Annotated in this window: 25 protein-coding genes and 1 riboswitch; of the genes, 22 read left to right on the top strand and 3 right to left on the bottom strand. The window is 65.4% G+C overall.

Features of this window, described 5'->3' with window-relative positions; translation table 11 throughout:
- Positions 1 to 18 precede the first annotated feature (18 nt).
- The 10 genes from ACFPOU_RS21035 (at position 19) to ACFPOU_RS20990 (ending at position 8,031) form a co-directional block, all read left to right on the top strand.
- On the top strand, positions 19 to 684 hold the full coding sequence (locus ACFPOU_RS21035; RefSeq protein ID WP_379726044.1) for a YbhB/YbcL family Raf kinase inhibitor-like protein: 666 nt from the start codon (positions 19 to 21) through the stop codon (positions 682 to 684).
- A 30-nt stretch (positions 685 to 714) separates the two neighbouring features.
- Complete coding sequence (locus ACFPOU_RS21030) at positions 715 to 1,368, top strand: histidine phosphatase family protein (RefSeq protein WP_379726041.1); 654 nt, start codon at positions 715 to 717, stop codon at positions 1,366 to 1,368.
- Positions 1,369 to 1,558: 190 nt separating this feature from the next.
- Entirely contained in the window at positions 1,559 to 2,584 is a 1,026-nt protein-coding gene (gene dusB / locus ACFPOU_RS21025; RefSeq protein ID WP_379726037.1) for a tRNA dihydrouridine synthase DusB, read from the top strand.
- 91 nt (positions 2,585 to 2,675) lie between these two features.
- A complete protein-coding gene (locus ACFPOU_RS21020) occupies positions 2,676 to 2,909 on the top strand; it encodes a helix-turn-helix domain-containing protein (RefSeq protein WP_056338842.1) in 234 nt (77 codons plus the stop codon).
- Positions 2,910 to 3,000: 91 nt separating this feature from the next.
- On the top strand, positions 3,001 to 4,587 hold the full coding sequence (gene purH / locus ACFPOU_RS21015; RefSeq protein WP_379726033.1) for a bifunctional phosphoribosylaminoimidazolecarboxamide formyltransferase/IMP cyclohydrolase: 1,587 nt from the start codon (positions 3,001 to 3,003) through the stop codon (positions 4,585 to 4,587).
- A 116-nt stretch (positions 4,588 to 4,703) separates the two neighbouring features.
- On the top strand, positions 4,704 to 5,240 hold the full coding sequence (ruvC, locus tag ACFPOU_RS21010; RefSeq protein ID WP_379726030.1) for a crossover junction endodeoxyribonuclease RuvC: 537 nt from the start codon (positions 4,704 to 4,706) through the stop codon (positions 5,238 to 5,240).
- Positions 5,241 to 5,258: 18 nt separating this feature from the next.
- Complete coding sequence (gene ruvA, locus ACFPOU_RS21005) at positions 5,259 to 5,837, top strand: Holliday junction branch migration protein RuvA (protein WP_379726027.1); 579 nt, start codon at positions 5,259 to 5,261, stop codon at positions 5,835 to 5,837.
- 21 nt (positions 5,838 to 5,858) lie between these two features.
- Positions 5,859 to 6,920 carry a Holliday junction branch migration DNA helicase RuvB gene (gene ruvB / locus ACFPOU_RS21000; RefSeq protein ID WP_379726024.1) on the top strand — a complete coding sequence of 354 codons (1,062 nt, stop codon included), beginning with the start codon at positions 5,859 to 5,861 and terminating at the stop codon, positions 6,918 to 6,920.
- Between the two features lie 6 nt (positions 6,921 to 6,926).
- Positions 6,927 to 7,388: a YaiI/YqxD family protein gene (locus tag ACFPOU_RS20995; RefSeq protein ID WP_379726021.1), complete on the top strand. Its 462-nt coding sequence runs from the start codon at positions 6,927 to 6,929 to the stop codon at positions 7,386 to 7,388.
- Between the two features lie 184 nt (positions 7,389 to 7,572).
- Complete coding sequence (locus ACFPOU_RS20990; RefSeq protein WP_379726017.1) at positions 7,573 to 8,031, top strand: MgtC/SapB family protein; 459 nt, start codon at positions 7,573 to 7,575, stop codon at positions 8,029 to 8,031.
- Positions 8,032 to 8,200: 169 nt separating this feature from the next.
- Here the strand turns inward: ACFPOU_RS20990 and ACFPOU_RS20985 are convergent, their stop codons facing one another.
- Entirely contained in the window at positions 8,201 to 8,410 is a 210-nt protein-coding gene (locus tag ACFPOU_RS20985; RefSeq protein WP_379726014.1) for a cold-shock protein, read from the bottom strand.
- A 416-nt stretch (positions 8,411 to 8,826) separates the two neighbouring features.
- Here ACFPOU_RS20985 and ACFPOU_RS20980 point away from each other — a divergent pair, with 416 nt between their 5' ends.
- On the top strand, positions 8,827 to 9,033 hold the full coding sequence (locus ACFPOU_RS20980; RefSeq protein WP_379726011.1) for a hypothetical protein: 207 nt from the start codon (positions 8,827 to 8,829) through the stop codon (positions 9,031 to 9,033).
- A 53-nt stretch (positions 9,034 to 9,086) separates the two neighbouring features.
- Entirely contained in the window at positions 9,087 to 9,482 is a 396-nt protein-coding gene (locus tag ACFPOU_RS20975) for a hypothetical protein (RefSeq protein WP_379726008.1), read from the top strand.
- Between the two features lie 116 nt (positions 9,483 to 9,598).
- Here the strand turns inward: ACFPOU_RS20975 and ACFPOU_RS20970 are convergent, their stop codons facing one another.
- Together ACFPOU_RS20970 and ACFPOU_RS20965 are read right to left on the bottom strand one after the other, a co-directional pair.
- Positions 9,599 to 10,045, bottom strand: coding sequence for a DUF2147 domain-containing protein (locus ACFPOU_RS20970; protein ID WP_379726005.1), 447 nt, complete (start codon positions 10,043 to 10,045; stop codon positions 9,599 to 9,601).
- A gap of 178 nt (positions 10,046 to 10,223) precedes the next feature.
- The gene (locus ACFPOU_RS20965) at positions 10,224 to 13,022 is read right to left on the bottom strand and encodes a valine--tRNA ligase (protein WP_379726002.1); all 2,799 of its coding nucleotides are present in this window, start codon (positions 13,020 to 13,022) and stop codon (positions 10,224 to 10,226) included.
- Between the two features lie 308 nt (positions 13,023 to 13,330).
- Between ACFPOU_RS20965 and ACFPOU_RS20960 the strand changes: the two genes are divergently transcribed.
- The 10 genes from ACFPOU_RS20960 to ACFPOU_RS20915 all read left to right on the top strand — a co-directional run bounded on the left by ACFPOU_RS20960 (position 13,331) and on the right by ACFPOU_RS20915 (position 23,950).
- Positions 13,331 to 15,445: a hypothetical protein gene (locus ACFPOU_RS20960; RefSeq protein WP_379725999.1), complete on the top strand. Its 2,115-nt coding sequence runs from the start codon at positions 13,331 to 13,333 to the stop codon at positions 15,443 to 15,445.
- 139 nt (positions 15,446 to 15,584) lie between these two features.
- The gene (locus ACFPOU_RS20955; protein WP_379725996.1) at positions 15,585 to 15,878 is read left to right on the top strand and encodes a hypothetical protein; all 294 of its coding nucleotides are present in this window, start codon (positions 15,585 to 15,587) and stop codon (positions 15,876 to 15,878) included.
- Between the two features lie 104 nt (positions 15,879 to 15,982).
- Positions 15,983 to 16,085, top strand: a riboswitch (TPP riboswitch).
- 68 nt (positions 16,086 to 16,153) lie between these two features.
- The gene (gene thiC / locus ACFPOU_RS20950; RefSeq protein WP_379725993.1) at positions 16,154 to 18,067 is read left to right on the top strand and encodes a phosphomethylpyrimidine synthase ThiC; all 1,914 of its coding nucleotides are present in this window, start codon (positions 16,154 to 16,156) and stop codon (positions 18,065 to 18,067) included.
- A 2-nt stretch (positions 18,068 to 18,069) separates the two neighbouring features.
- Complete coding sequence (gene thiS, locus ACFPOU_RS20945; protein ID WP_379726257.1) at positions 18,070 to 18,273, top strand: sulfur carrier protein ThiS; 204 nt, start codon at positions 18,070 to 18,072, stop codon at positions 18,271 to 18,273.
- A 12-nt stretch (positions 18,274 to 18,285) separates the two neighbouring features.
- A complete protein-coding gene (locus ACFPOU_RS20940; protein WP_379725990.1) occupies positions 18,286 to 19,068 on the top strand; it encodes a thiazole synthase in 783 nt (260 codons plus the stop codon).
- Positions 19,065 to 19,823 (top strand): bifunctional hydroxymethylpyrimidine kinase/phosphomethylpyrimidine kinase, encoded by a 759-nt coding sequence (gene thiD, locus ACFPOU_RS20935; protein ID WP_379725987.1) that lies wholly within the window; start codon positions 19,065 to 19,067, stop codon positions 19,821 to 19,823. The genes ACFPOU_RS20940 and thiD overlap by 4 nt, the downstream gene beginning before the upstream one ends.
- A gap of 8 nt (positions 19,824 to 19,831) precedes the next feature.
- Entirely contained in the window at positions 19,832 to 20,455 is a 624-nt protein-coding gene (gene thiE, locus ACFPOU_RS20930) for a thiamine phosphate synthase (protein ID WP_379725984.1), read from the top strand.
- A 113-nt stretch (positions 20,456 to 20,568) separates the two neighbouring features.
- Positions 20,569 to 21,045, top strand: coding sequence for a chemotaxis protein CheW (locus ACFPOU_RS20925; RefSeq protein ID WP_379725981.1), 477 nt, complete (start codon positions 20,569 to 20,571; stop codon positions 21,043 to 21,045).
- Positions 21,046 to 21,202: 157 nt separating this feature from the next.
- Complete coding sequence (locus ACFPOU_RS20920) at positions 21,203 to 21,868, top strand: ion channel (protein WP_379725978.1); 666 nt, start codon at positions 21,203 to 21,205, stop codon at positions 21,866 to 21,868.
- A gap of 201 nt (positions 21,869 to 22,069) precedes the next feature.
- Entirely contained in the window at positions 22,070 to 23,950 is a 1,881-nt protein-coding gene (locus tag ACFPOU_RS20915) for a potassium transporter Kup (protein ID WP_379725975.1), read from the top strand.
- The last annotated feature ends 179 nt before the right edge of the window (positions 23,951 to 24,129 follow it).

The raw sequence follows: 24,129 nt of genomic DNA, 5'->3' as shown, positions 1-24,129 counted from the left end.
GCCCCAGTGGAGTCGAAGATGAAGATCTGGAGTGATTCGTTTACCGAGGGTGGCCTGATTCCGCCCGAGTGCGCGTTCGCGGCCATCGACCCGGCGACGCACGTGCGTTTGTCGAACAACCGCAATCCCCACCTGGCCTGGGACGACGTGCCCGCCGGCACCCAGTCGCTGGTGATCCTGTGCGTGGACGGCGACGCGCCTTCCGACGGTACCGACGTCAACAAGGAAGGCCGCACCGTACCCGAGTCGCTCAAGCGTGCCGATTTCCATCACTGGGCGCTGGTCGACATCCCGGCCAGCCTGAAGGCCATCGACGAGGGCCAGTTTTCCGACATGGTCACGCCCGGCGGCAAGAGCGGCCCGGACGTGCCCTTCCTCGTCAAGAATGGAACCGAGCACAGGCTGCGCCAGGGCATCAACGACTATACCGGCTGGTTCGCATCCGATCCGGCGATGGCCGGCGAGTATTTCGGCTACGACGGCCCGTGTCCGCCATGGAACGACGAGCGCGTTCACACCTATGTCTTCACCATCTATGCGCTCGACATTCCCCAGTTCCCGCTCGACGGCCACTTCACCTGCGCCAAAGCGCGGCGCGCCTTGACCGGCCACATCCTCGACGAAGCGCAGATCTTCGGCGTGTATTCCCTCAACCCCGACATCGCGCCGACGCTCTCGACCTGATCCCGCCCATCCCGGGCCTTCCTGGACCGCATGCATAACGATACCCCAACCCGGATCGCACTCATCCGCCACGGCGAAACCGCCTGGAACGCCGAACGCCGCCTGCAGGGCCACCTCGATATCGGCCTGAACGCAGAAGGGCGGCGCCAGGCGCGCGCGCTGGCGGCCAGCCTGGCCGGCGAGCGCTTCGACGTGCTCGTCTCGAGCGACCTGTCGCGCGCCAGCCAGACCGCCAAGGCGCTCGGCGACGCCAGCGGCCTGCCTCTCTATATAGATGGTCGCCTGCGCGAGCGCTGTTACGGCGGCTTCGAAGGCTTGCTCTATGCCGAGATCGCAGAGCGCTTTCCCCAGGCGTTCGCCGCCTGGCAGGCGCGCGATGTCGACGGCCAGCTGCCGCCCGGGCAGAACAAGGGTGAAACCTTTCGCCAATTCTACGACCGGGCGACCGACGCCGTATTCGGCTGGGCGGCCGACAATCCCGGCAAGTCGCTCGCCATCGTCGCCCATGGCGGCGTACTCGAGTGCATCTATCGCGCCGCCCTCGGGCTATCGCTGGAGACGCCGCGCGACTTCAAGGTGCTCAATGCGAGCGTCAACCGGTTTGTCGTGCGCGACGGCAAGCTGGAGCTGGTCAGCTGGGGCGACGTGGCCCATCTGCAGCCAGCCGTCCTCGACGACATATAGACATGCCGCGCCCGCAGGCGCCGCTCGCCTGCCGCCGCATCCCTGCCGGGTAGATACCTAAAGCATTCCTTCTCCTTTTGTCCACACAGTTTTGTCCCGTTCGCGACAGTTTCGGAAAAATATTGCCCGTAAATTGAGCAGCCGTTCGGGTAAAATAGCTGGTTCCCATCCATTCCTGTCTGGTTCCGCTGTGCACATCGGCCCTTATACACTGCGCAATAACGTCTTCGTCGCCCCGATGGCCGGCGTGACCGATCGTCCGTTCCGGCAGCTGTGCAAACAGCTCGGCGCGGGCTATGCCGTGTCAGAGATGGCGGCCTCCAATCCGCGCCTGTGGGCCAGCGAAAAGACCAGCCGGCGCACCGACCATGAAGGCGAGATGGAGCCGAAGGCGGTGCAGATCGCCGGCGCCGACCCGCAAGACCTGGCCGATTGCGCCCGCCACAATGTCGAGCGCGGCGCCCAGATCATCGACATCAACATGGGGTGCCCGGTCAAGAAGGTGTGCAACAGCTGGTGCGGTTCGGCCTTGCTGCAGCACGAAGACCTGGTCGCGCGCATCCTGCATGCCGTGGTCGAGGCGGTGGACGTGCCGGTAACGCTGAAGTTCCGTACCGGCTGGGACCGCCAGAACAGGAATGCGCTGACCATCGCGCGCATGGCCGAGCAGGCCGGCATCCAGATGCTGACCCTGCACGGCCGCACGCGCGCCGACGGCTACAAGGGCGAGGCCGAATACGACACGATCCGCGCCGTGAAGGCGGCGGTCGGCATTCCCGTGGTGGCCAACGGCGACATCACCACGCCGGAAAAAGCGAAATTCGTGCTCGACTACACCGGTGCCGACGCCGTCATGATCGGGCGCGCCGCGCAGGGGCGGCCGTGGATCTGCCGCGAGATCGACCATTACCTGCGCACCGGCGAACATCTGCCGGCGCCGATGGTGGAAGAAGTGCGGCAGCTCATGAACGAACACTTGCCGGCGCATTACGCCTTCTACGGCGACTACATCGGCGTGCGCAGCGCGCGCAAGCACATCGGCTGGTATGTCGAGGATTTGCCGGGTGGCGAAGAATTTCGCCAGCGTATGAACTTGCTGGAAACTACGTCGGAGCAACTCGCGGCGCTCGATAATTTTTTCGAATCGCAACTTCGTCATGGGGAGCGGTTACAATACCGGCCCGCACTTCCCGCCGTCGAACCGATGGCGGCGTAAGTAACAAAGCACGCAACAAATATAAAAACGATTTGGGGACGCCGCCGGCACGACTGGCGGAGCAATCACTAACCAGGACGAAGCAGCAGACATGAGCAAAGAGAGTATCCAGGAAGTTGTCCAGAAGAGCCTCGAGGACTATTTCAATGACCTGGGCGAGCAAAAGCCGACGAACATCTACGACATGATGGTCATGACCGTCGAAAAGCCGATCCTGGAAGTGGTGATGACGCGCGCCGACGGCAACCAGTCGCACGCGGCCCAGATGTTGGGCATCAACCGCAATACCTTGCGCAAGAAACTGCAAGAGCACGGACTGCTCTAAGCTTGACCGGCGGGCCTGGCTGGCTGCGTGGGCGCGGCCACCGGGACGTGCCGGGACTCCGTTCCGAATTCTCATCAACAGTGGCCACCCCATGATCAAACAAGCTCTCATTTCCGTCTCCGACAAGGCCGGCGTGCTCGATTTCGCTCGCGCGCTGTCCGCGCTGGGCGTCAACATCCTGTCCACCGGCGGCACTGCCAAGCTGTTGCAAGACAATGGCGTGCCGGTGACGGAAGTTGCCGACTACACCGGTTTCCCGGAAATGCTCGATGGCCGCGTGAAGACGCTGCACCCGAAAGTGCATGGCGGTATCCTCGCACGCCGCGATGTCCCCGAGCACGTTGCCAAGCTTGAAGCGCACGGTATTCCACAGATCGACATGGTCGTGGTCAACCTGTATCCGTTCCAGGCGACCGTCGCCAAGGCCGAATGCTCGCTCGAAGACGCGATCGAGAACATCGACATCGGCGGCCCGGCCATGCTGCGCTCGGCCGCCAAGAACCACCGCGACGTGGTCGTCATCTGCGATCCGAGCGACTACGGCGTCGTGCTGGCCGAAATGAAGGGCACCGGCCAGGGCGCCGGCGCCGTCGGCTACGACACCCGGTTCCGCCTGGCCCGGAAAGTGTTCGCGCACACCGCGCAGTACGACGGCGCCATCACCAACTACCTGACCAGCCTGGGGGAGGACAAGCAGCACGCCACGCGCTCGGCCTACCCGGCGACGATCAACATGGCGTTTGAAAAGGTGCAGGACATGCGCTACGGCGAGAACCCGCACCAGAGCGCGGCGTTCTACCGCGACATCGTGGCAGTCGATGGCGCGCTGGCGGATTATCGCCAGCTGCAGGGCAAGGAGCTGTCGTACAACAACATCGCCGATGCCGACGCGGCCTGGGAATGCGTGAAATCGCTGGGCGGCTTTGCCCAACCGGCCGGTTGCGTGATCGTCAAGCACGCCAATCCATGCGGCGTGGCAATCGGCACCGATGCCCTCGACGCCTATACCCGCGCCCTGCAGACCGACCCGACCTCGGCCTTCGGCGGCATCATCGCCTTCAATGTCGAGGTCGACGGCCGCGCGGCCGAGGCGCTGGCCAAGCTGTTCGTGGAAGTGCTGATCGCACCGGTCTTTACCGACGAGGCACGCCGGATCATGGCGGCCAAGCAGAACGTGCGCCTGCTGGAAATTTCGCTCGGCCAGGGCCAGAACCCCTACGACGTCAAGCGCGTCGGCGGCGGCCTGCTGGTGCAGGCGCCGGACGCGAAGAACGTCGGCATCGGCGACCTGCGTGTCGTTTCGAAGAGGCAGCCCACCCAGCAGCAGCTGCAAGACCTGATGTTCGCCTGGCGCGTGGCCAAGTTCGTCAAGTCGAACGCGATCGTATTTTGCGGTAACGGCATGGCCTTGGGCGTGGGGGCGGGGCAGATGAGCCGTATCGATTCGGCGCGCATCGCCTCGATCAAGGCGCAGAACGCCGGCTTGTCGCTGGCCGGTTCGGCGGTGGCCTCGGATGCCTTCTTCCCGTTCCGCGACGGTCTCGACGTCGTGGTCGACGCCGGCGCGACTTGCGTGATCCACCCGGGCGGCTCGATGCGCGACCAGGAAGTGATCGACGCGGCCGACGAGCGCGGTGTCGTGATGCTGTATACCGGCACCCGTCACTTCCGGCATTGATCCGTCGCGTGGACGGGGCCGCCCGTCCACGCGGCCGGGGCGGCTGCAATCCGCTCCACCTGTGTTTTTACCCAGTATTTTCCCACGAACGTTGCTGGCCGGTATAACATTCGTCCATGATTATCCTCGGCATCGACCCAGGCCTGCGCACCACCGGCTTCGGGCTTATTGAAAAACACGGCAGCAAACTGCGTTACATCGCCTCCGGCACCATCAAGACCGGGCTGGAGGGAGCGCTGCCGCCGCGCCTGAAGATCATCCTCGATGGCGTGCGCGAAGTGGTCGCCACCTATGGCCCCGATTGTTCCGCCATCGAAAAAGTGTTCGTGAACGTCAATCCGCAATCCACGCTGCTGCTGGGCCAGGCGCGCGGAGCGGCGATCAGCGCCCTGGTCGGGGCCGATCTCGACGTGGCCGAATACTCGCCGACCCAGATCAAGCAATCCGTGGTCGGCACCGGCCGCGCGGCCAAGCCCCAGGTGCAGGACATGGTCGCGCGCCTGCTGAAGCTGCCCGGCCTGCCCGGCAGCGATGCGGCCGACGCCCTCGGCGTCGCCATCTGCCATGCCCACAGCCACGATGCGCTGGCGCTGCTCAAGGTGCTCAGTCCGCAGAAGACCACGCTGCGCATGAAAAACGGTCGCCTCGTCTAATGAGAAAAAAGGTCCATCATGATTGGTCGCATTTCCGGAACGCTGCTGGAAAAGAATCCACCGCAATTGCTGGTCGACTGCCAGGGCATCGGCTACGAAGTCGACGTGCCGATGAGCACCTTCTATAACCTTCCGCATACGGGCGAGAAGGTGGTGTTGTTTACCCACCTGGCGATCCGCGAGGATGCGCATGTGCTGTTCGGCTTCGGCAGCGCCGGCGAGCGCGCGCTGTTTCGCCAACTGATCAAGATCAGCGGCGTCGGCGCCCGCACGGCGCTGGCGATCCTGTCGGGCATGACGGTGGCCGACCTGGCGCAGGCCGTCACCTTGCAGGAAGCGGGGCGCCTCGTGAAAGTGCCCGGCATCGGCAAGAAGACCGCCGAGCGCCTGCTGCTGGAACTGAAGGGCAAGGTCGGTGCCGACCTCGGCATCGTTGCCGGTGCGCCGCGCGACGCTACCCAGTCCGACGTGCTCAACGCGCTGCAGTCTTTGGGGTATTCTGACAAGGAAGCACTGCTGGCCATCAAGAACCTGCCGGCCGGCTCGACCGTATCGGACGGCATCAAGTTCGCACTCAAGGCCTTGTCCAAGGCCTAAGACGTATTTTCGAGAGTCACAATGAGCATCCAGACCGACAATTTCACCGAGCAGCGGGTCATCGACGCCGCGCCGGCCTCGCCCAACGAGGAGGCGATCGAGCGCGCCTTGCGCCCGAAGCAGCTCGACGAATACGTCGGCCAGGAAAAGATCCGCGGCCAGCTCGAAATTTTTATTTCCGCCGCCCGCAAGCGGCGCGAGGCGCTCGACCACACGCTGCTGTTCGGCCCGCCGGGCCTGGGTAAAACCACGCTGGCCCATATCATCGCGCGCGAGATGGGCGTGAACCTGCGCCAGACCTCCGGCCCGGTGCTCGAACGCCCGGGCGACCTGGCCGCCATCCTCACCAACCTCGAACCGAACGACGTGCTGTTCATCGACGAGATCCACCGCTTATCCCCGGTGGTCGAGGAGATCCTGTATCCGGCGCTGGAGGACTACCAGATCGACATCGTGATCGGCGAGGGTCCGGCCGCGCGTTCGGTAAAACTCGACCTGCAGCCATTCACCCTGGTGGGCGCGACGACGCGCGCCGGCATGCTGACCAACCCCTTGCGCGACCGCTTCGGCATCGTCGCCCGCCTCGAGTTCTATAACGTCGAGGAACTGACCAAGATCGTCACCCGCAGCGCCGCCTTGCTGGAAGCGCCGATCAAGGAGGACGGCGCGCGCGAAGTGGCGATGCGCGCGCGCGGCACGCCGCGTATCGCGAACCGCCTGCTGCGCCGCGTGCGCGACTATGCGGAAGTGAAAGGCAACGGCCAGATCACGAAAGAGACCGCCGACCTGGCCCTGATCATGCTCGACGTCGACTCGGTCGGCTTCGACGTCATGGACCGCAAGCTGCTCGAAGCGGTGCTCTTCAAGTTCGGCGGCGGCCCGGTCGGCATCGGCAACCTGGCGGCGGCCATCGGCGAAGCGGCCGACACCATCGAAGACGTGCTGGAGCCGTACCTGATCCAGCAGGGCTACCTGCAGCGCACCCCGCGCGGGCGCATCGCCACCCCGGCCGCCTACCAGCACTTCGGCGTGGCCGCCCCGCGCATCAGTCCCACCGGCGACCTGTGGGACAACCTGCGCTAAGCAACGATGACCAAGCAAATCTGGATCGACGCCGACGCCTGTCCCGCCGTCATCAAGGACATCCTCTACCGCGTGGCCGAGCGCACCCACATCCAGGTGACGCTGGTGGCGAACCAGCTGCTGCGCGTGCCCGGCTCGAAATTCATCCGCTCGGTGCAGGTGCCGAGCGGCGCCGACGTGGCCGATCTTGAAATCGTCGCGCGCCTGGACCCGGGCGACCTGGTCGTCACCGGCGACATTCCGCTGGCGGCGCTGGTATTGGAGAAGGGCGGCTTCGCCCTCAACCCGCGCGGCGATTTTTATACGAAGGACACCATCGCCCAGCAGCTGACGATGCGCGCCTTCATGGAAGAACTGCGCAGCGGCGGCGTCGACACCGGCGGCCCGGCCGCCTTCAGCCAGGCCGACCGCCAGCAATTCGCCAACGCGCTGGACCGCCACCTGGCGCGTCACCGGCCCCGCACCTGACAGTCGTCATTCGGCACCTGGAACCGGCGGCGACCGCGCCCGATGCGGCAGCCGCGCCATCGGCATGCCGGGCGCGCGAGGCGGGCCGGCTGAGAGCGGCAGCGTGCGCCGCCCAGCTTGCTGATCTGTCATGATCGTCTTGAACTCATGACAGGAGCGGCACGTGTGGTGGCAACAGGCTTGGATGACGATACAGCAGGAATTCTCGGACCTGGGCGATATGGAATCGATCACCCGGCTGGTGGTACGCCTGCTGGTGGCGATCGTGCTGGGCGGAATCCTCGGCTATGAACGCGAATCGGTCGGCGCCTCGGCCGGCCTGCGCACCCACATGCTCGTTTCGCTCGGCTCGGCGCTGTTCGTGCTGATCCCGCTGCAGGCCGGCATGCAGGTCGAAGACCTGTCGCGCGTCCTGCAAGGTGTCACCGCCGGCATCGGTTTCCTGGGCGCCGGCGCCATTCTCAAGCAAAGCAGCAAGAACGACATCAAAGGCTTGACCACGGCCGCCAGCGTCTGGCTGACAGCGGCCGTCGGCATTGCCGCCGGCATGGGCCGCGAAGCGACCGCGGTGGTCAGCGCCTTGTTCGCGCTGGTGATCCTCGCGCTGGTGCGCAGCCCGGTGCGAAACAACGGCGAATCCTGATCAAGCGCGGAAGACGACGCGTATTCCGGCGGCCGGCAACGCCTTCATGGTTGGGCGGGCATTCCTGCGGCGAACTGAACCGTGAATGCAAAAGCCCGCCGATTGGCGGGCTTGGTGCAGCCTCGCCCACGCTATCTGCGTGGTGCGCGCCGCTGGCGAATCTTGCTGATCAGATCGCGCAGATGTTTCCAGCTTTCTCGCCTTTCGGGCCGGTCGAGCGCACGAACGAGACGCGCTGGTTTTCCGCCAGGCTCTTGAAGCCTTCCGACTGGATGTCCTGGAAGTGGGCGAACAGGTCGCCGCCGCCTGCATCAGGCGTGATGAAGCCGAAGCCTTTGGCGTCGTTGAACCATTTTACGGTGCCGGTTTGGGTAGTCATGTTGGATGTCCTTTAGATTTGCATGGGCAATAGCGCCCGACATGCACATTCGACCAAGAAGGGGTGTAGCAGGAGGAAATCAAACAGGACTGCCAGGAAGGCGAGACGGGAAAGAAAGACCAACAAGAACAACGACTTGACGTAGTGCGAGGTGGAAGATACACGGGTTTCCCGCATTCGCCTAATGATTTCGGATTGAATGCTTATCCTCGTGTTGGCCGCCATTCGTCGTGCCTGTCGAAAGGCGGACTGGAGGGTGAGCCGACGCGCTAGCGAGCGCGATGCCGAGCCGTTCGGCACAGGGAAGCGCTGCGCGGCGGCGCCGGAGGTTGATCTTTCATGCCAGTCAAGCGCGCGCCACGTCCGTCCGTGTTTGCTAGGATGCGGCTTGAAGATGGATGTAGCGAGGCTATTGAATGTCAGGAAGCACTCATGTGGACCCGCGCGCCAATGCCTATCTGGCGGCGCGTGTCGATGACGCCTTGAGGCTGCTCAAGACGGACGGGATGTCACCGGCCCTCGAATTCATGCAGCTGGTCGGGGTACCGCGCACGGTCGCGCTGCGCGTGCTGTGCTCGCCTACCCTGCAGCGCAGGCGCGACCGGCGCCGGGCACCGCGCTGAGGACTTGACCGGGTCAGTATGCAGGTTTTTCCAATTGTTCCAGGGAGAAGCACATGTTCAGCTTCGACGATTTCGCCCGGCTCGGCTTTCTCGAGGGCTACTGGAAAGGGGAGGGTGCGGACGGCAAGGAATTCTACGAACAGTACGACCGGCCCGAACCGGGCATGTTCCGCTCGCGCCGCTTTGCCAGCGATGCCTTCGACGTGCACACCGAGGGCAGCCGCATCACTTTCCACGACGGCGAAGTGCGCTCGACCTGGGGCACCCTCACCTGGCGCGCGTCCAGCATCGGCAAGGACTACGCCACGTTCGAGCCGATCAACGCACCGAGCCGCTTCACCTGGCGCCGGGTCGACGAATCGACGCTGGAAGCCGAGCAGTGCTGGCAGGCCGAAGGCAAGGAGCAGCAGCATACGATCCGCATGACCAGGGTCACGCGCCTGGTCTGAAGTGGTACCGATCGCCACGGTGGCGAGGTCGAAAACCGATCAGCTTGGAAAGCGTCATCGTCAAGCCGGATAAGAAAAGCGGCCGCAAGGGCCGCTTCATGAAAAAACCCTACCGCTTACTGCTCGCGCTGCCACATCTGCGAACGGCCGAACATCGGCGCGCCGATATAGCCGCGCACTTCGAGTTTCTGGCCGCCGTCGCGCAGCGTCGCCTTGCTCTTGTAGATCTTGCCCTTGGCCGGATCGAGGATTTCGCCGCCGGTGTAGTCGTTGCCGTCCTTTTTCAGGCCAGACACGATCGTCAGGCCGACCAGCGGCTGGTCCTTGCGCGCATCCTTGCACTCGACGCATTTCGGATTCTGGTCTTCGTTCGGGCCGCGGAACAGCTTTTCGATCCTGCCTTGCAGAACGCCGTTTTCCTCGGTGATGCGCACCAGCGCCTTCGGCTTGCCGGTCTCGTCGTCGATGGTCTTCCACAGGCCCACCGGCGACGCGTTCTGCGCCCAGGCGGCGGAGGTGAGCAGCATGGTGGCCAGCAGGCCGGCTTTGATCAGGGTTCGCATCGTGTTGTCTCCATTGTTGTGGTTGCGCTAGCGGCAGTGTAGCAAACCCGGCGCATCGGCTGGCGATAAACAGCTTGCCGGATGTTTGAGCCGAAGGGCAGGCCATGGCCGGCCGGGGCCTGCGTCTTGCGCACCTAAAAAAACGCGGCTTCGGCAACCGCGCTCATGGAAAAGCGGGTCAGCCCGCGGCCAGCTTGCCCAGCTGTTCGCGCATCTTGTCGAGCGTCGCCGAGAAGTTGGCGAGACGTTCCTTTTCCTGCGCGACAACCGCCGCCGGCGCGCGCGCGACAAAGCTTTCGCTCGACAGCTTGCCGCTGGCCTTGGCGATCTCGCTCTCGACCCGTGCGATTTCTTTCGAAAGGCGCTCGCGTTCGGCGGCGACGTCGATCTCGACCTTCAGCATCAGCTTCGTGGTGCCGACGATCGACACCGCGGCCGGCGATTCCGGCAGCGCGTCGACGATCTGCACCTCGGCCAGTTTGCCGAGCGAGGCGATGAAGGGCGCGAAGCCCGCCATCTTGGCGCGATCGGCCGCGTTGCCCGGCTCGACGACCAGCGGCACGCGCACCGACGGCGACAGCTTCATCTCGCCGCGCAGGTTGCGCGTGGCATTCGTCAGGTCTTTCAGCTGCGCCATCCAGCCTTCGGCGCCCTCGTCGATCAGCGCTTCGTCGGCGATCGGGTAGGGCTGCAGCATGATGCTCTCGCCGGTCTTGCCGGCCAGCGGCGCGATCGCCTGCCACAGCGCTTCGGTCACGAACGGGATGATCGGGTGCGCCAGGCGCAGGATCACTTCCAGCACGCGCAGCAGCGTGTGGCGCGTGGCGCGCTGCTGCGCCTCGCTGCCTTGCCCGAGCGAGACCTTGGCCACTTCCAGGTACCAGTCGCAGTACTCGTCCCAGACGAACTTGTAGATGCTCGACGCGATGTTGTCGAAGCGGTAGTCGGCAAAGCCTTTCGCCACATCGAGTTCGACGCGGTTCATCAGCGAGATGATCCAGCGGTCGGCCTGCGACAGGTCGGCATCGGCCGGCGCGCCGCAATCTTTCCCTTCCGTGTTCATCATCACGAAGCGGGTCGCGTTCCATAGCTTGTTGCAGAAGTTGCGGTAGCCCTCGGCGCGGCCCAGGTCGAAATTGATGTTGCGGCCCAGCGAGGCGTAGCTGGCCATGGTGAAGCGCACCGCGTCGGTGCCGAAGGCCGGGATTCCGCCCGGGAATTCCTTGCGGGTGGCTTTCGCGATTTTTTCCGCGGCGCGCGGGTCCATCAGGCCGGCCGTGCGTTTCGCCACCAGCGACTCGACGTCGATGCCGTCGATCAGGTCGATCGGGTCGAGCGTATTGCCCTTCGACTTCGACATCTTCTGGCCTTGCGAATCGCGCACCAGGCCGTGCACGTACACGGTCTCGAACGGCACCTTGTTCGTGAAGTGCGCGGTCATCATGACCATGCGCGCGACCCAGAAGAAGATGATGTCGAAACCGGTCACCAGCACCGACGAAGGCAGGAACATCTTCATGTCCGGCGTCTCTTCCGGCCAGCCCATGGTCGAAAACGGCACCAGGGCCGACGAGAACCAGGTGTCCAGTACGTCTTCGTCGCGCCGCAGCGCGCCCGTGATGCCCTGCGCGGCCGCCTTGGCCCTGGCTTCTTCCTCGTCGCGCGCGACGACGATGTTCCCGGCGTCGTCGAACCAGGCCGGGATGCGGTGGCCCCACCACAGCTGGCGCGAGATGCACCAGTCCTGGATGTTGCCCAGCCACTGGTTGTAGGTCGTGCTCCAGTTCTCGGGCACGAACCTGATCTCGCCATTGGCGACTTTTTCCAGCGCCACGTCGGTGATCGACTTGCCCGGATTGAAGGTGCCTTCCGGGGCCGGCTTGGTCATGGCCACGAACCACTGGTCGGTCAGCATCGGCTCGATGACGACGCCGGTACGGTCGCCGCGCGGCACCATCAGCTTGTGCGGCTTGACCTGTTCGAGCAGGCCGAGCGCGTCGAGATCGGCCACGATCTGCTTGCGCGCGGCGAAACGGTCCAGGCCCTGGTAGGGGGCCGGGGCGTTCTCGTTCATCTTCGCGTCGAGCGTCATGACCGTGATCGGCGCGAGATTCGCGCGCTGGCCGACGGCGTAGTCGTTGAAGTCGTGCGCGGGCGTGATCTTCACGCAGCCGGTGCCGAATTCCTTGTCCACATACGTGTCGGCGATGATCGGGATTGCGCGCTGCGTGAGCGGCAGTGTCAGCATCTTGCCGTGCAGGTGCAGGTAGCGTTCGTCGGTCGGATCGACCGCGACGGCCACGTCGCCGAGCATGGTTTCAGGGCGCGTGGTGGCGACCGTCAGGCTGCCGGAACCGTCCGCCAGCGGATACCGGATGTACCACATCGAGCCGTCTTCCTCGACCGAATCGACTTCCAGGTCGGAAACGGCGGTGCCCAGCACCGGGTCCCAGTTCACCAGCCGCTTGCCGCGGTAGATCAGGCCTTGCTCGTACAGGCGCACGAACACTTCGGACACCGTTTTCGAGCGGGTCTCGTCCATCGTGAAGTATTCGCGCTCCCAGTCGGCCGAGGCGCCCAGGCGGCGCATCTGGCCGGTGATCGTATTGCCCGATTGTTCCTTCCACTCCCAGACCTTCTTGACGAATTCATCGCGGCCGAGGTCGTGGCGCGAGATCTTCCGGGCGTCGAGCTGGCGCTCGACGACGATCTGGGTGGCGATGCCGGCGTGGTCGGTGCCCGGGATCCAGGCGGTATTGAAACCGCGCATGCGGTAATAGCGCGTCAGGCCATCCATCACGGTCTGGTTGAAGGCATGGCCCATGTGCAGCGTGCCCGTCACGTTCGGCGGCGGCAGCTGGATGCTGAACGCCGGTTTGTCGGCGTCGAGGGTGGCGGCGAAATAACCGCGCTGTTCCCACTCGGCGCGCCAGTATTGTTCAATGTCGGCTGGCTCGAAAGACTTGGCTAATTCCATGATGTGATGGCGTTTGAATGTGCGAAAGAAACCATTATAGGGCACCTTGTAGCACCAGCATATTGGGGAGCATCGGCAACATTCCCGTCCCGGCGCGCCCGCCGGCCACCTTTTTGCGGCTTTGAAGATCTGGCTTCTTTGATCTGCGTCTAAACGCAGCTTCCATCGGTTTGAATAACAGCGGCCTCGACGAATCGATCGTGCGCGCCTGGCGGTCCAACAACAGCATCCGCGCCTTTGAGAGCGCGCGATGCCGCCACCGCGCACGGCGCCGGTCCACAACGATTCGTCATGTCGAGGAGAGCAGCATGTCACAACTTGATCCAACCGGGGCGGACAGTGCAAGTGAAGATGTTCTCGCCGAACCGAACGGACAGCCGAGCTACGAAGAAATCTCGTCAATGACCAACGGCCAGCTGGGCATTGGCGAACCGCACGACAGCACGCCGACCGGCGCCGCCCCCGAGGCCTTGCCGGTGCCGCACCTGCCGCCTCTGCCGGCTCACAAGATGCCATTGCCGCCCTTGCCCGTGATTAAGAAGGCAGTCAGCGGCTGCTATGCCGGTTCGCTCGGCAGTTTCCAGCTCGAACTGCGCGTCGACGTCGACCGCAGCCGGCCCATGAAGCGCGTCAGCGGCGACTTGTTCCACACGGTCGGGCACACGCTGTCGTACTACGGTTCCTTCGTCGTAGATAGTCCGACGATCACGGTGAGCGCATCCCAGGTCGTCGTGCGCGGACTCGGCCGGTTTACCTTCACTGCCGGGGCGCCGGTGGTGCAGGTCACGCTCCCGCGGGTGAACGTGTTCCATCCGCAAGCGGCGGCCACCTTGCAGTTCTTCACGGTGACCAATGCGCCGGGCGCTTCCTACCATTGCCCGTTCACGTCGCCGCACTACCGCACGGTGCGTATCGAGACCGATTGCGTGTCGGACGTCGCGACGCCGCCCTTCGCCACCTATCACACCGGGTCGCTGCCTTCGGGCGGCACCCCGCGCAACATCAGCGTCGTCTCCGCGTTCACCGAGGCCGGCATCGGCATGTCGCCGACTGCGGGCGAAAAAGTCAATATCGTCCACGCGGGTCCGGACGCAAGCTGGAGCAATGCCGAGCTGCACGCCTCGATGCAAAAGCATTTCTCGCTCTGGAACGACTTGCCGCAGTGGTGCGTCTGGCAGCTGGTGGCACAGAACCACGATTTCGGCGCCGGCCTGTACGGCATCATGTTCGACCAGGAAGGCAAGCAGCGCCAGGGCTGTGCGGTGTTCCACCGGGGCATAGGCGGCACCACGGCCGAGCAGTTGCGGCTGCAGCTCTACACCTATGTGCATGAACTGGGACACTGCTTCAACCTGCTGCACTCCTGGCAGAAGCAGTATGCCTCGCCGCCGAAGCCGAACCGGCCCGACTCGCTGTCCTGGATGAATTACCCGTGGGCCTATCCGAAAGGCGGACCGGCGGCCTTCTGGAGCAGCTTCGATTTCCGGTTCGACGACGAGGAACTGATCCACCTGCGCCATGGCTTCCGCAACGACGTGATCATGGGCGGCAAGGATTTCCTGGCCGGCTCCTCCCTCGGGCGCGACGTGATGGCCGATCCGCTCGCGGACGATTCGGGCCTGGTACTGGCGATATCGACCCACAAGCCGAGCTTCGCGCTGGGCGAGCCGGTCGTGCTGGAACTGAAGCTGAGGGCCACCGACACGCGCGGGCGCCGCGCCCATACCTGGCTGCATCCGAACTGCGGCATGGTCAAGATCCTGATCAGCCGGCCGGGCGGGGAAGTGAGCGGCTACGAGCCGATGATCGACCACCTGGTCGGCGAGCGCCAGGTCGTGCTCGGCGTGGGCGACGAGATCGGCGACAGCGCCTATATCGGCTACGGCAGGGGTGGCTTCTACTTCGACCAGCCGGGGCAGTACCGGGTGCGGGCCGCCTATGCGGCGCTCGACGGCTCGCAAGTGCTGTCGGAAATCCTGACGATCCGGGTGCGCTACCCGGTCAGCGAAGAGGACGAGAGGCTGGCCGAACTTTTCCTGGGCGAGGCGCAAGGCGCGCTGCTCTACCTGAAAGGCTCGGACAACGAGACGCTGCGCGCCGGCAACGATGCCTTCGACGAAGTGCTGGAACGTTTCGACGCCCATCCGATGGCAACCTATGCCAGGATGGTCAAGGGCATCAACGCCGCGCGCACCTTCAAGACCATCAGCGCCGGCGAGGGCAAGGAAGTGACCGTGCGCGCCGCCCAGCCCGAAGCGAGCATCGCACTGCTGTCGCAGGTGACGCAGAGCCCGGTGCTCGACCCGGTCTCGGCCGACCAGGCGCTGTCCTGCCTGGCCTTCGCCCAGCACACGGCCGGCGACGCCAAGGGGGCGCAGGAAACGCTGGCGAAAGCGGCACCGCGCGGGCGCCGCAAGTCCTGAGTGGAAAGAGAAGGAAATGAGCATGGCGCGCCAGCTTTGGAGTGTAGTCTTGCTGGTGGCGCTCCTGGCTGGACAGGCGTGCGAAAACCGCAGCCTGTCCGGCATGCCTGCTACGACAACCGGAAATGCGAGGACGGCCATGATGTTACGCGTGAAGCTGGGCGAGGGTTTTCAGAACAATACCGTGAGCGTGCGGGTTGACGGCAAGCAAGTGTTTCACCGCGCCGGCGTCAGCACCGACTACACGATTTCGCGCGCGGACTCGGTCGACGTGCCGACCGAGGCGCCGACGGTGCGCCTGGAAGTGTCGGTCCAGGACGGGCCGCACGTGGCCCAGGACATCGTGCCGGGAGAGACTCCCTTCGTCGAGGTCAGCCTGGTGGGCGGGACACTGCAACTGCTGCCGCTGGATACGGAGCGGCCGATGCTGTGAGCGCGGGCCGGCGCCGGCCGCCACGCGGCGGCGGCATGCAAGGAGGCCGACCGGGAGCACATCGGCAGGCAGATGGGCTATAATTTATCCGTTGCCGACATGGCAGCGAACGCTAGGGGTCCTGCGCGTCGATCGAAGCGCGGGTGAGAAATACCCTCTGAACCTGATCTGGATAATGCCAGCGAAGGGAAGCTTCGAGATGTTCCACTGGCGGCGCGCAGGCGTTTGCCCGGTCCTCTCCAACTCCTTTGCTGGCTCCTGCCCAAAGGAGCCACATGAATGCACCGCTGAAGTTCGACGCCGCCACCGCCACGGTGGACACGGCCGCCATCGCACCGTTTCCCAATTCGACCAAGGTCTTCATCGAAGGCAGCCGCCCCGACATCCGGGTGCCGATGCGCGCCGTCGCCCAAAGCGACACGCCGGCCAGCTTCGGCGGCGAGCCCAACCCGCCCATCCATCTCTACGACACGTCCGGCCCCTACACCGACCCGGCGGCCGCGATCGACATCCGGCGCGGCCTGGCGCCGCTGCGGCGCGGCTGGATCGGCGAGCGCGGCGACACCGAGGAACTACCCGGCCCGAGTTCCGCCTTCGGCGCGCAGCGCCTGCTCGATGCCGGCCTGGACTCGCTGCGCTTCGAACTGCAGCGCAAGCCGCGCCGGGCGAAGGCGGGCGCCAACGTCACCCAGATGCATTACGCGCGCCAGGGCATCGTCACGCCCGAGATGGAATTCGTCGCCCTGCGCGAAAACCTGCGCCGCAAGCAATACCTGGCGCAGCTCGACGCCAGCGGGCCGCTCGGCCAGCGCACGGCCGCGCTGCTCGGACGCCAGCATCCGGGCCAGTCCTTCGGGGCTGCCATTCCCCTCGAGATCACGCCCGAATTCGTGCGCTCGGAAGTCGCGCGCGGGCGCGCCATCATCCCGGCCAATATCAACCATCCCGAAAGCGAGCCGATGATCATCGGCCGCAACTTCCTCGTCAAGATCAACGCCAATATCGGCAACTCGGCGGTGACTTCGTCGATCGGCGAAGAGGTGGAAAAGATGACCTGGGCGATCCGCTGGGGGGCCGACAACGTGATGGACCTTTCGACCGGCAAGCATATCCACGAGACGCGCGAATGGATCATCCGCAACAGCCCGGTCCCGATCGGCACCGTGCCCCTCTACCAGGCGCTGGAAAAGGTGAACGGCAAGGCCGAGGACCTGAGCTGGGAAATCTACCGCGACACCCTGATCGAACAGGCCGAGCAGGGCGTCGACTACTTCACCATCCACGCCGGCGTGCGCCTGGCCTACGTGCCGATGACGGCCAGGCGCCTGACGGGGATCGTCTCGCGCGGCGGCTCGATCATGGCCAAGTGGTGCCTGGCGCACCACGAGGAGTCCTTCCTGTACACGCATTTCGAGGACATCTGCGCCATCATGAAGCAGTATGACGTTGCCTTCAGCCTGGGCGACGGCCTGCGCCCCGGATCGATCTACGATGCCAACGACGAAGCGCAGCTGGCCGAACTGGCCACCCTGGGCGAACTGACGCAAGTGGCCTGGAAGCACGACGTGCAGACCATGATCGAGGGGCCCGGCCACGTGCCGCTGCACCTGATACGCGAAAACATGCGCCTGCAGCTGGAGCAGTGCGGCGAGGCGCCGTTCTACACGCTCGGTCCCCTGACCACCGACATCGCGCCCGGCTACGACCACATCACTTCCGGCATCGGCGCGGCCCACATCGGCTGGTACGGCACCGCCATGCTGTGCTACGTGACGCCCAAGGAGCATCTCGGCCTGCCCGACAAGGCCGACGTCAAGGATGGGATCATCACCTACAAGATCGCAGCGCACGCGGCCGACCTGGCCAAGGGCCACCCGGGCGCGCAGATCCGCGACAACGCGCTCTCCAAGGCGCGCTTCGAATTTCGCTGGGAAGACCAGTTCAATCTCGGTCTCGATCCGGACAAGGCGCGCGCCTTCCACGATGAGACGCTGCCGAAGGAGTCGAGCAAGGTCGCGCACTTCTGTTCGATGTGCGGCCCGCACTTCTGCTCGATGAAGATCACCCAGGAAGTACGCGCCTATGCCGCCGCCGGCGGCATCCCGGAGCAGCAGGCGCTGGCCCGGGGCATGCAGGAAAAAGCGGTCGAGTTCGTGCGCGGCGGCGCGAAGCTGTACCGCGAGGTATGAACATGCTCGAAATCGAACTCAACGGCGCGCCCCACCGCTTGCCGGCGGGGCAGACGCTGGAAGACCTGGTGCGCGCGCTCGGCATGGCCGGGCAGGCACTGGCGCTGGCCGTCAACCGCCAGGTGGTGCCGCGCGCGCAATGGGGCGGGCGCCTTCTTGCCGGGCAGGACAGGGTAGACATCGTGCGCGCCATCGGTGGCGGCTGAAAGGAAAACACAATGAATGACGACTTACTCACCATCGCAGGACAAACCTACCGTTCGCGCCTGCTGGTCGGCAGCGGCAAGTACCGCGACCTGATCGAAACGCGCAAGGCGACACTCGCCGCCGAAGCCGAGATCGTGACGGTGGCGATCCGCCGCGTGAACATCGGCCAGGACAAGGATGCACCCAGCCTGCTCGACGTGCTGCCGCTCGAGCGCTTCACGATCCTGCCCAATACCGCCGGCTGCTACAACGCCGCCGACGCGGTCTACACGCTGCAGATGGCGCGCGAGCTGCTGGGCGGGCGCAAGCTGGTCAAGCTCGAGGTGCTGGGCGACCCGCGCACCCTGTTCCCGCACATGCCGGAGACCCTGCGCGCGGCCGAGACGCTGGTGCGCGACGGTTTCGACGTGATGGTCTATTGCAGCGACGATCCGGTGCAGGCGCGCATCCTGCAGGAGATCGGCTGCGTGGCGGTGATGCCGCTGGCCTCCCTGATCGGCTCGGGCATGGGGATCCTCAATCCGTGGAATCTGGGCCTGATCATCGAGCAGGCCACGGTGCCGGTGCTGGTCGACGCCGGCGTCGGCACGGCCTCGGACGCGGCCATCGCCATGGAGCTCGGCTGCGACGGCGTCCTGATGAACACGGCCATCGCCAGTGCGCGCAACCCGGTGCAGATGGCGCGCGCGATGAAGCTGGCGGTGCAGGCCGGGCGCGAGGCCTACCGGGCCGGACGCATGCCGAAGCGTTTCGCGGCCACGCCGTCGTCGCCCGTCGAGGGAACCGTCACGTGAACGTGCCTTGCGTGCTGGTCTTCGCCGGACTCGATCCGGGCGGCGGCGCCGGGCTGGCGGCCGACGTGCTGGCGATCGCGGCGCAGGGCGCGCATGCGCTGCCGGTGGCCACCGCGCTTACGGTACAGGACAACAACCGCGTGCACGACGTGGCCCCGGTCGACGCCGCCCTCGTGCTGCGCCAGGCCGAGGCGTTGACCGCCGCCTGCGCCATCGGCGCGGTCAAGATCGGCATTCCAGGCAGCCGCGCGAATGCGCACGCGATCGCCGGCCTGCTGCGCCGCCTGCGCGCCGCCGACCCCGATCTGCCGATCGTGCTCGACCCGGTACTGGCCAGCGGCCACGGCGACGCCTTGTGCGCGGACGACGCGCTCGCCGGCGTGGCCGACTTGCTGGCGCTGGCCACCATCGCCTTGCCGAACGAGCCGGAAGCGTGCGACCTCGGCGGGCTTGACGGCATCGCGTGCCCGCACCTGCTGGTCACGGGCGGCCATGGCGAGGGCAGCTTCGTCGTCAACCGCTGGTACCGCGACGGGGTGCTGGCCCGGCGCTGGCGCTGGCCGCGCCTGGCCGGGCAGTTCCACGGCAGCGGCTGCACGCTGGCCGCGGCCCTGGCCGGACGCCTGGCGCTGGGCGAGGGGATGCTCCAGGCCCTCGGCGCGGCCCAGGCCTATTGCCATGCGGCGCTGACCCAGTCGTTCGCGATCGCACCGGGGCAGCGCATTCCGCGCCGCTTCCTTCAACCCGCCCGATAAGGACTACCATGCGCGGCTTATACCTGGTCACCCCGAACTGGGACGACACCGAACGACTCCTGGCCGCGACCACGGCCGCCCTGCGTGGCGGTGCCGCCATGGTGCAGTACCGGCACAAGGACGCGAGCCCCGACCTGCGCCATGAACAGGCCACGGCGCTGCTGGCGCTGTGCAGGCGCCATGGCCGGCCACTGGTCATCAACGACCACCTGGCGCTGTGCATGCGCATCGACGCCGACGGCGTGCACCTGGGCGCGCGCGACGCCACGCTGGCGCAGGCACGCCAGGCGCTGGGCATCGCGAAGATCGTCGGCGCCTCCTGCTACGGCGAGCTGGCGCTGGCCCATGCCGCGGCGGCGGCCGGGGCCAGCTACGCCGCCTTCGGCGGCTTCTATCCTTCGCCCGTGAAACGCTACGATTTCGTCACGCCGCCCGCGCTGCTCGAGACGGCCAGGGCCGCGCTGGCGCTGCCGCTGGTGGTCATCGGCGGCATGACGCCGGCCAATGCCGCGCCGCTGGTGGCGCGCGGGGCCGACATGGTGGCGGCCATCACGAGCGTCTATGGCGACCCCGATCCGGAAGACGCGGCGCGCCGCATGCAGGCCCTGTTCGCCGGTCCAGCGGAAGATTGACATGTCGTTGCAGGAGCGAGACAGAAGGCGGTCGGCGCACGCTTCGCTATATATTGCTTAGCGGCAAAAATATATAATGCCGACATCCTTCTCTTTTTGACCGGCATAACACCATGGACAATACGTTGATGAACGACGGCGTGCTCGAAGCGCTCGCCTTCAAGCTCGGCAACGAGGAATACGGCATCAAGATCCTGAAGGTACAGGAAATCCGCGGCTACGAAACGGTCACCCGCATCGCCAGCGCCCCGGAACACGTCAAGGGCGTGGTCAACCTGCGCGGCACCATCGTGCCGATCGTCGACATGCGCATCAAGTTCAAGCTCGGCGAGCCGACCTATAACCAGTTCACCGTCGTGATCATCCTGAATATCCAGGACCGCGTGGTGGGCATGGTGGTCGATGCCGTGTCCGACGTCATCTCGCTGACGGCCGACCAGATCAAGCCGGCGCCCGACATGGGCGGCACCATCAATACCGATTACGTGGTGGGCCTGGGGACGGTCGACGAACGCATGATCATCCTGGTCGACATCGACCGCCTGATGTCGTCCGAGGACATGGGCGTGATCGACAGCGTCGCCGCCTGACGCCCGGCCTGCAGCCGACGCAACCCGCCCGCGAGGCGGGTTTTTTCATGCCGGCCGGCCCGGCAAGCCGGCGCGCCGCGCGTGCTCGTCCAGCGTGCCGCCGTCCGGACGCGCTTGTGCCTACAATGGGCCATCGCCACCAACTGCAGAGATTTCGATGCGTCTGCCACACCTGATCAAGCATACCCACCACCATCCGTCGGCCATCCTGCTGCTGGTGCAGCTCCTCGCCATGCTCCTGTATCCCTTCGTGGAGCATACGGCTGCCGGGCACATTACATTGAACGCCTTCGGCATTGTCATCCTCACGCTGACCACCAACATGGTCAGGCGCACGCCCGGCCCGACGCTGGTCAGCGTGTGCCTTGCCATACCGATCATCGCGCTGCTGGTCATACAGATGGTGGTCGACCGGCCCTACCTGCAAGCCTGGTCCTCCGGCCTCGAGGCCGTATTTTATTTTTACGCGGCCGGCTCGCTGATCGCCTACATGCTCGAAGACCGGCGCGTGACCACCGACGAACTGTATGCTGCGGGCGCCACCTTCACGCTGCTGGCCTGGGGCTTCACCCACATGTACTTGCTGGTGCAGACGCTGGCGCCGAACTCGTTCGGCGCCGCCGTGAACCCCGAATTGCCACGCACCTGGACCGAACTCAATTACCTCAGCTTCGCGCTGCTGTCCTCGACCGGCATCGGCGACGTCATCCCGCTGACCGTGCACGCGCGTTCGCTGGCCAGCGTCGAGATGTTCGCCGGCCTGATCTACCTGGCCGCGGTGGTGGCGCGTCTGATCGGCCTGACCATGCAGCCGTCCAAATAGGCGGGGCGGGCGGTCCTGCGCACCGGGTACGAAGGCCGCTGGCGCCGGGCCCCTGCATGACCGGCCGCGCGTGCGATACCGCGTGGGATCGGGAGCCGCCCTGCGAAAAGCTGCGCGTTACACCGGTCGCCGTTCGCGTGTGCCGGGCTTGGGCAATAAGGTGGTTACAATGTTGCTTATTCTGCCAATGTTGAGAACACTGTGACCAAAGAAGCTTCCACTAAGAACGGCGTCGCGGCCCTGACGCTCGGCGCCATCGGCGTCGTCTACGGCGATATCGGCACCAGCCCCCTGTACACCATGAAGGAGGTGTTCGCGCCGGCCCACGGGATCGCGGTGACCCCGGCCAACGTGACCGGCGTCGTCTCGCTGATCCTCTGGTGCCTGATCATCATCATCTCGCTCAAGTATGTGACGCTGGTGCTCAGGGCCGACAACGGAGGCGAGGGCGGGATCATGGCGCTGACCGCGCTGGCCCTCAAATCCGTGAGCAAGCATTCGCATCTCTATTACCCGGTCATGCTGCTCGGGATGGTCGGCGCGGGCCTGTTCTTCGGCGACGGCGTCATCACCCCCGCCATTACCGTGCTGTCGTCGATCGAAGGCCTCGAAGTGGCCACGCCGGCGGTCAAACCCTATGTCGTGCCGATCACGCTGGTGGTGCTGACGGTCCTCTACCTGGCCCAGCGCCGCGGCACCGGCGGCATCGGCAAGTGGTTCGGGCCGATCGTGCTGGTCTGGTTCTCCGCGCTGGCCGCGATGGGCCTCGTCAACATCTTGCAGAACACGCAGATCCTGGCGGCGCTCAATCCCATCCATGCCGTGCGCTTCCTGCTCGCCAACGGCTGGTTCGCCTTCGTGGCCCTGGGCGCGGTCGTGCTGGCCCTGACCGGCGCCGAGGCGCTGTACGCGGACATGGGGCACTTCGGGCGCAAGCCGGTGCGCCTGGCCTGGTTCTCGGTCGTGTTTCCCGCACTGGCGCTGAATTACCTCGGGCAGGGCGCCATGCTGCTGACCAATCCCGCGGCGGCGGCCAATCCCTTCTTCAACCAGCTCGGTGCCTGGAGCGTCTATCCGCTGGTGGCCTTGTCGACGGTGGCCGCTGTCGTGGCCTCGCAGGCGACCATCTCCGGCGCCTTCTCGGTGGCCCAGCAAGCGATCTCCCTTGGCTTCCTGCCGCGCATGAAAATCGTGCAAACCTCCAGCCAGGAAAAGGGACAGATTTATATCCCCCTGATCAACTGGCTGCAGTTCGGCGCCGTCGTGTTCGCGGTCGTGGCCTTCGGCTCGTCGACCAACCTCGCCTCGGCCTATGGCATCGCGGCCACCGCCACCATGCTGACGACCACCCTGCTGACCTTCTTCGTCGTCTACTATGGCTGGGGCTACCCGCTGCTGGCGACGATCGGCGCGACCGGCTTCTTCCTGGTCTTCGACGTGACCCTGTTCGCCTCGACCAGCCTGAAGATCGTCAGTGGCGGCTGGTTCACCCTGGCCATCAGCCTGGTGCTGGTGACCCTCATGCTGACCTGGCGCAAGGGCAAGCAGCTGGTCTTCCAGAACCTGCAAGCGCACCTGATCCCGCTGCAGGAATTCCTGACCAGCCTGTTCAACGGCCCGCCGCACCGCGTGCCCGGCACGGCGGTGTTTTTCCGTGCCGAAGGCGATGGCGTGCCGCATGCGATGCTGCACAACCTCACCCACAACAAGGTGCTGCACGAACGGGTCATTTTCCTGACCGTGCAGCCGCTGGGTATTCCGACCGTGCCGGTGGGCGAGCGCATCCGGGTCGAGCCGCTCGGCCACGAATGCTATCAAGTCACGCTGTCGTACGGCTTCATCGACGAGCGCAACGTGCCGGACGATATGCAGTCGTGCGCCGCACACGGGCTCGCGTTCGAGCCGATGGAAACCTCGTACTTCATCGCCCGCCAGACCATCATCTCGACACCGGGTTCCGGCATGGCGACCTGGCGCGAGGGGCTCTACGCATCGATGGCGAGGAACGCGCGCGACGCGGCGGATTACTTCAAGCTGCCGTCGAACCGGGTGATCGAGCTGGGGACGCAGGTCGAAATATGACCTGACGATGGCGCCGGCGGCGTGAACACAGGGACGGTGCCTGCCGGCGCGAACGGCGGCGTGCCGCAGGGCGCTGGCGCCGACCTTGCAACCGTAAAAAAAGGACGCCGAAGCGTCTAATGCCGTTCAGTTAAGGTCTCTCTTGAGGACACGTACGGTATAACGCTGAGGTAAGGCCT

It is taken from the genome of Massilia jejuensis, from assembly GCF_042656795.1.
Lineage (GTDB): Bacteria > Pseudomonadota > Gammaproteobacteria > Burkholderiales > Burkholderiaceae_D > Telluria > Telluria jejuensis.
The sequence above is the reverse complement of the archived record's forward strand: the minus strand, read 5'-3'. Positions and strand labels throughout refer to the sequence as shown.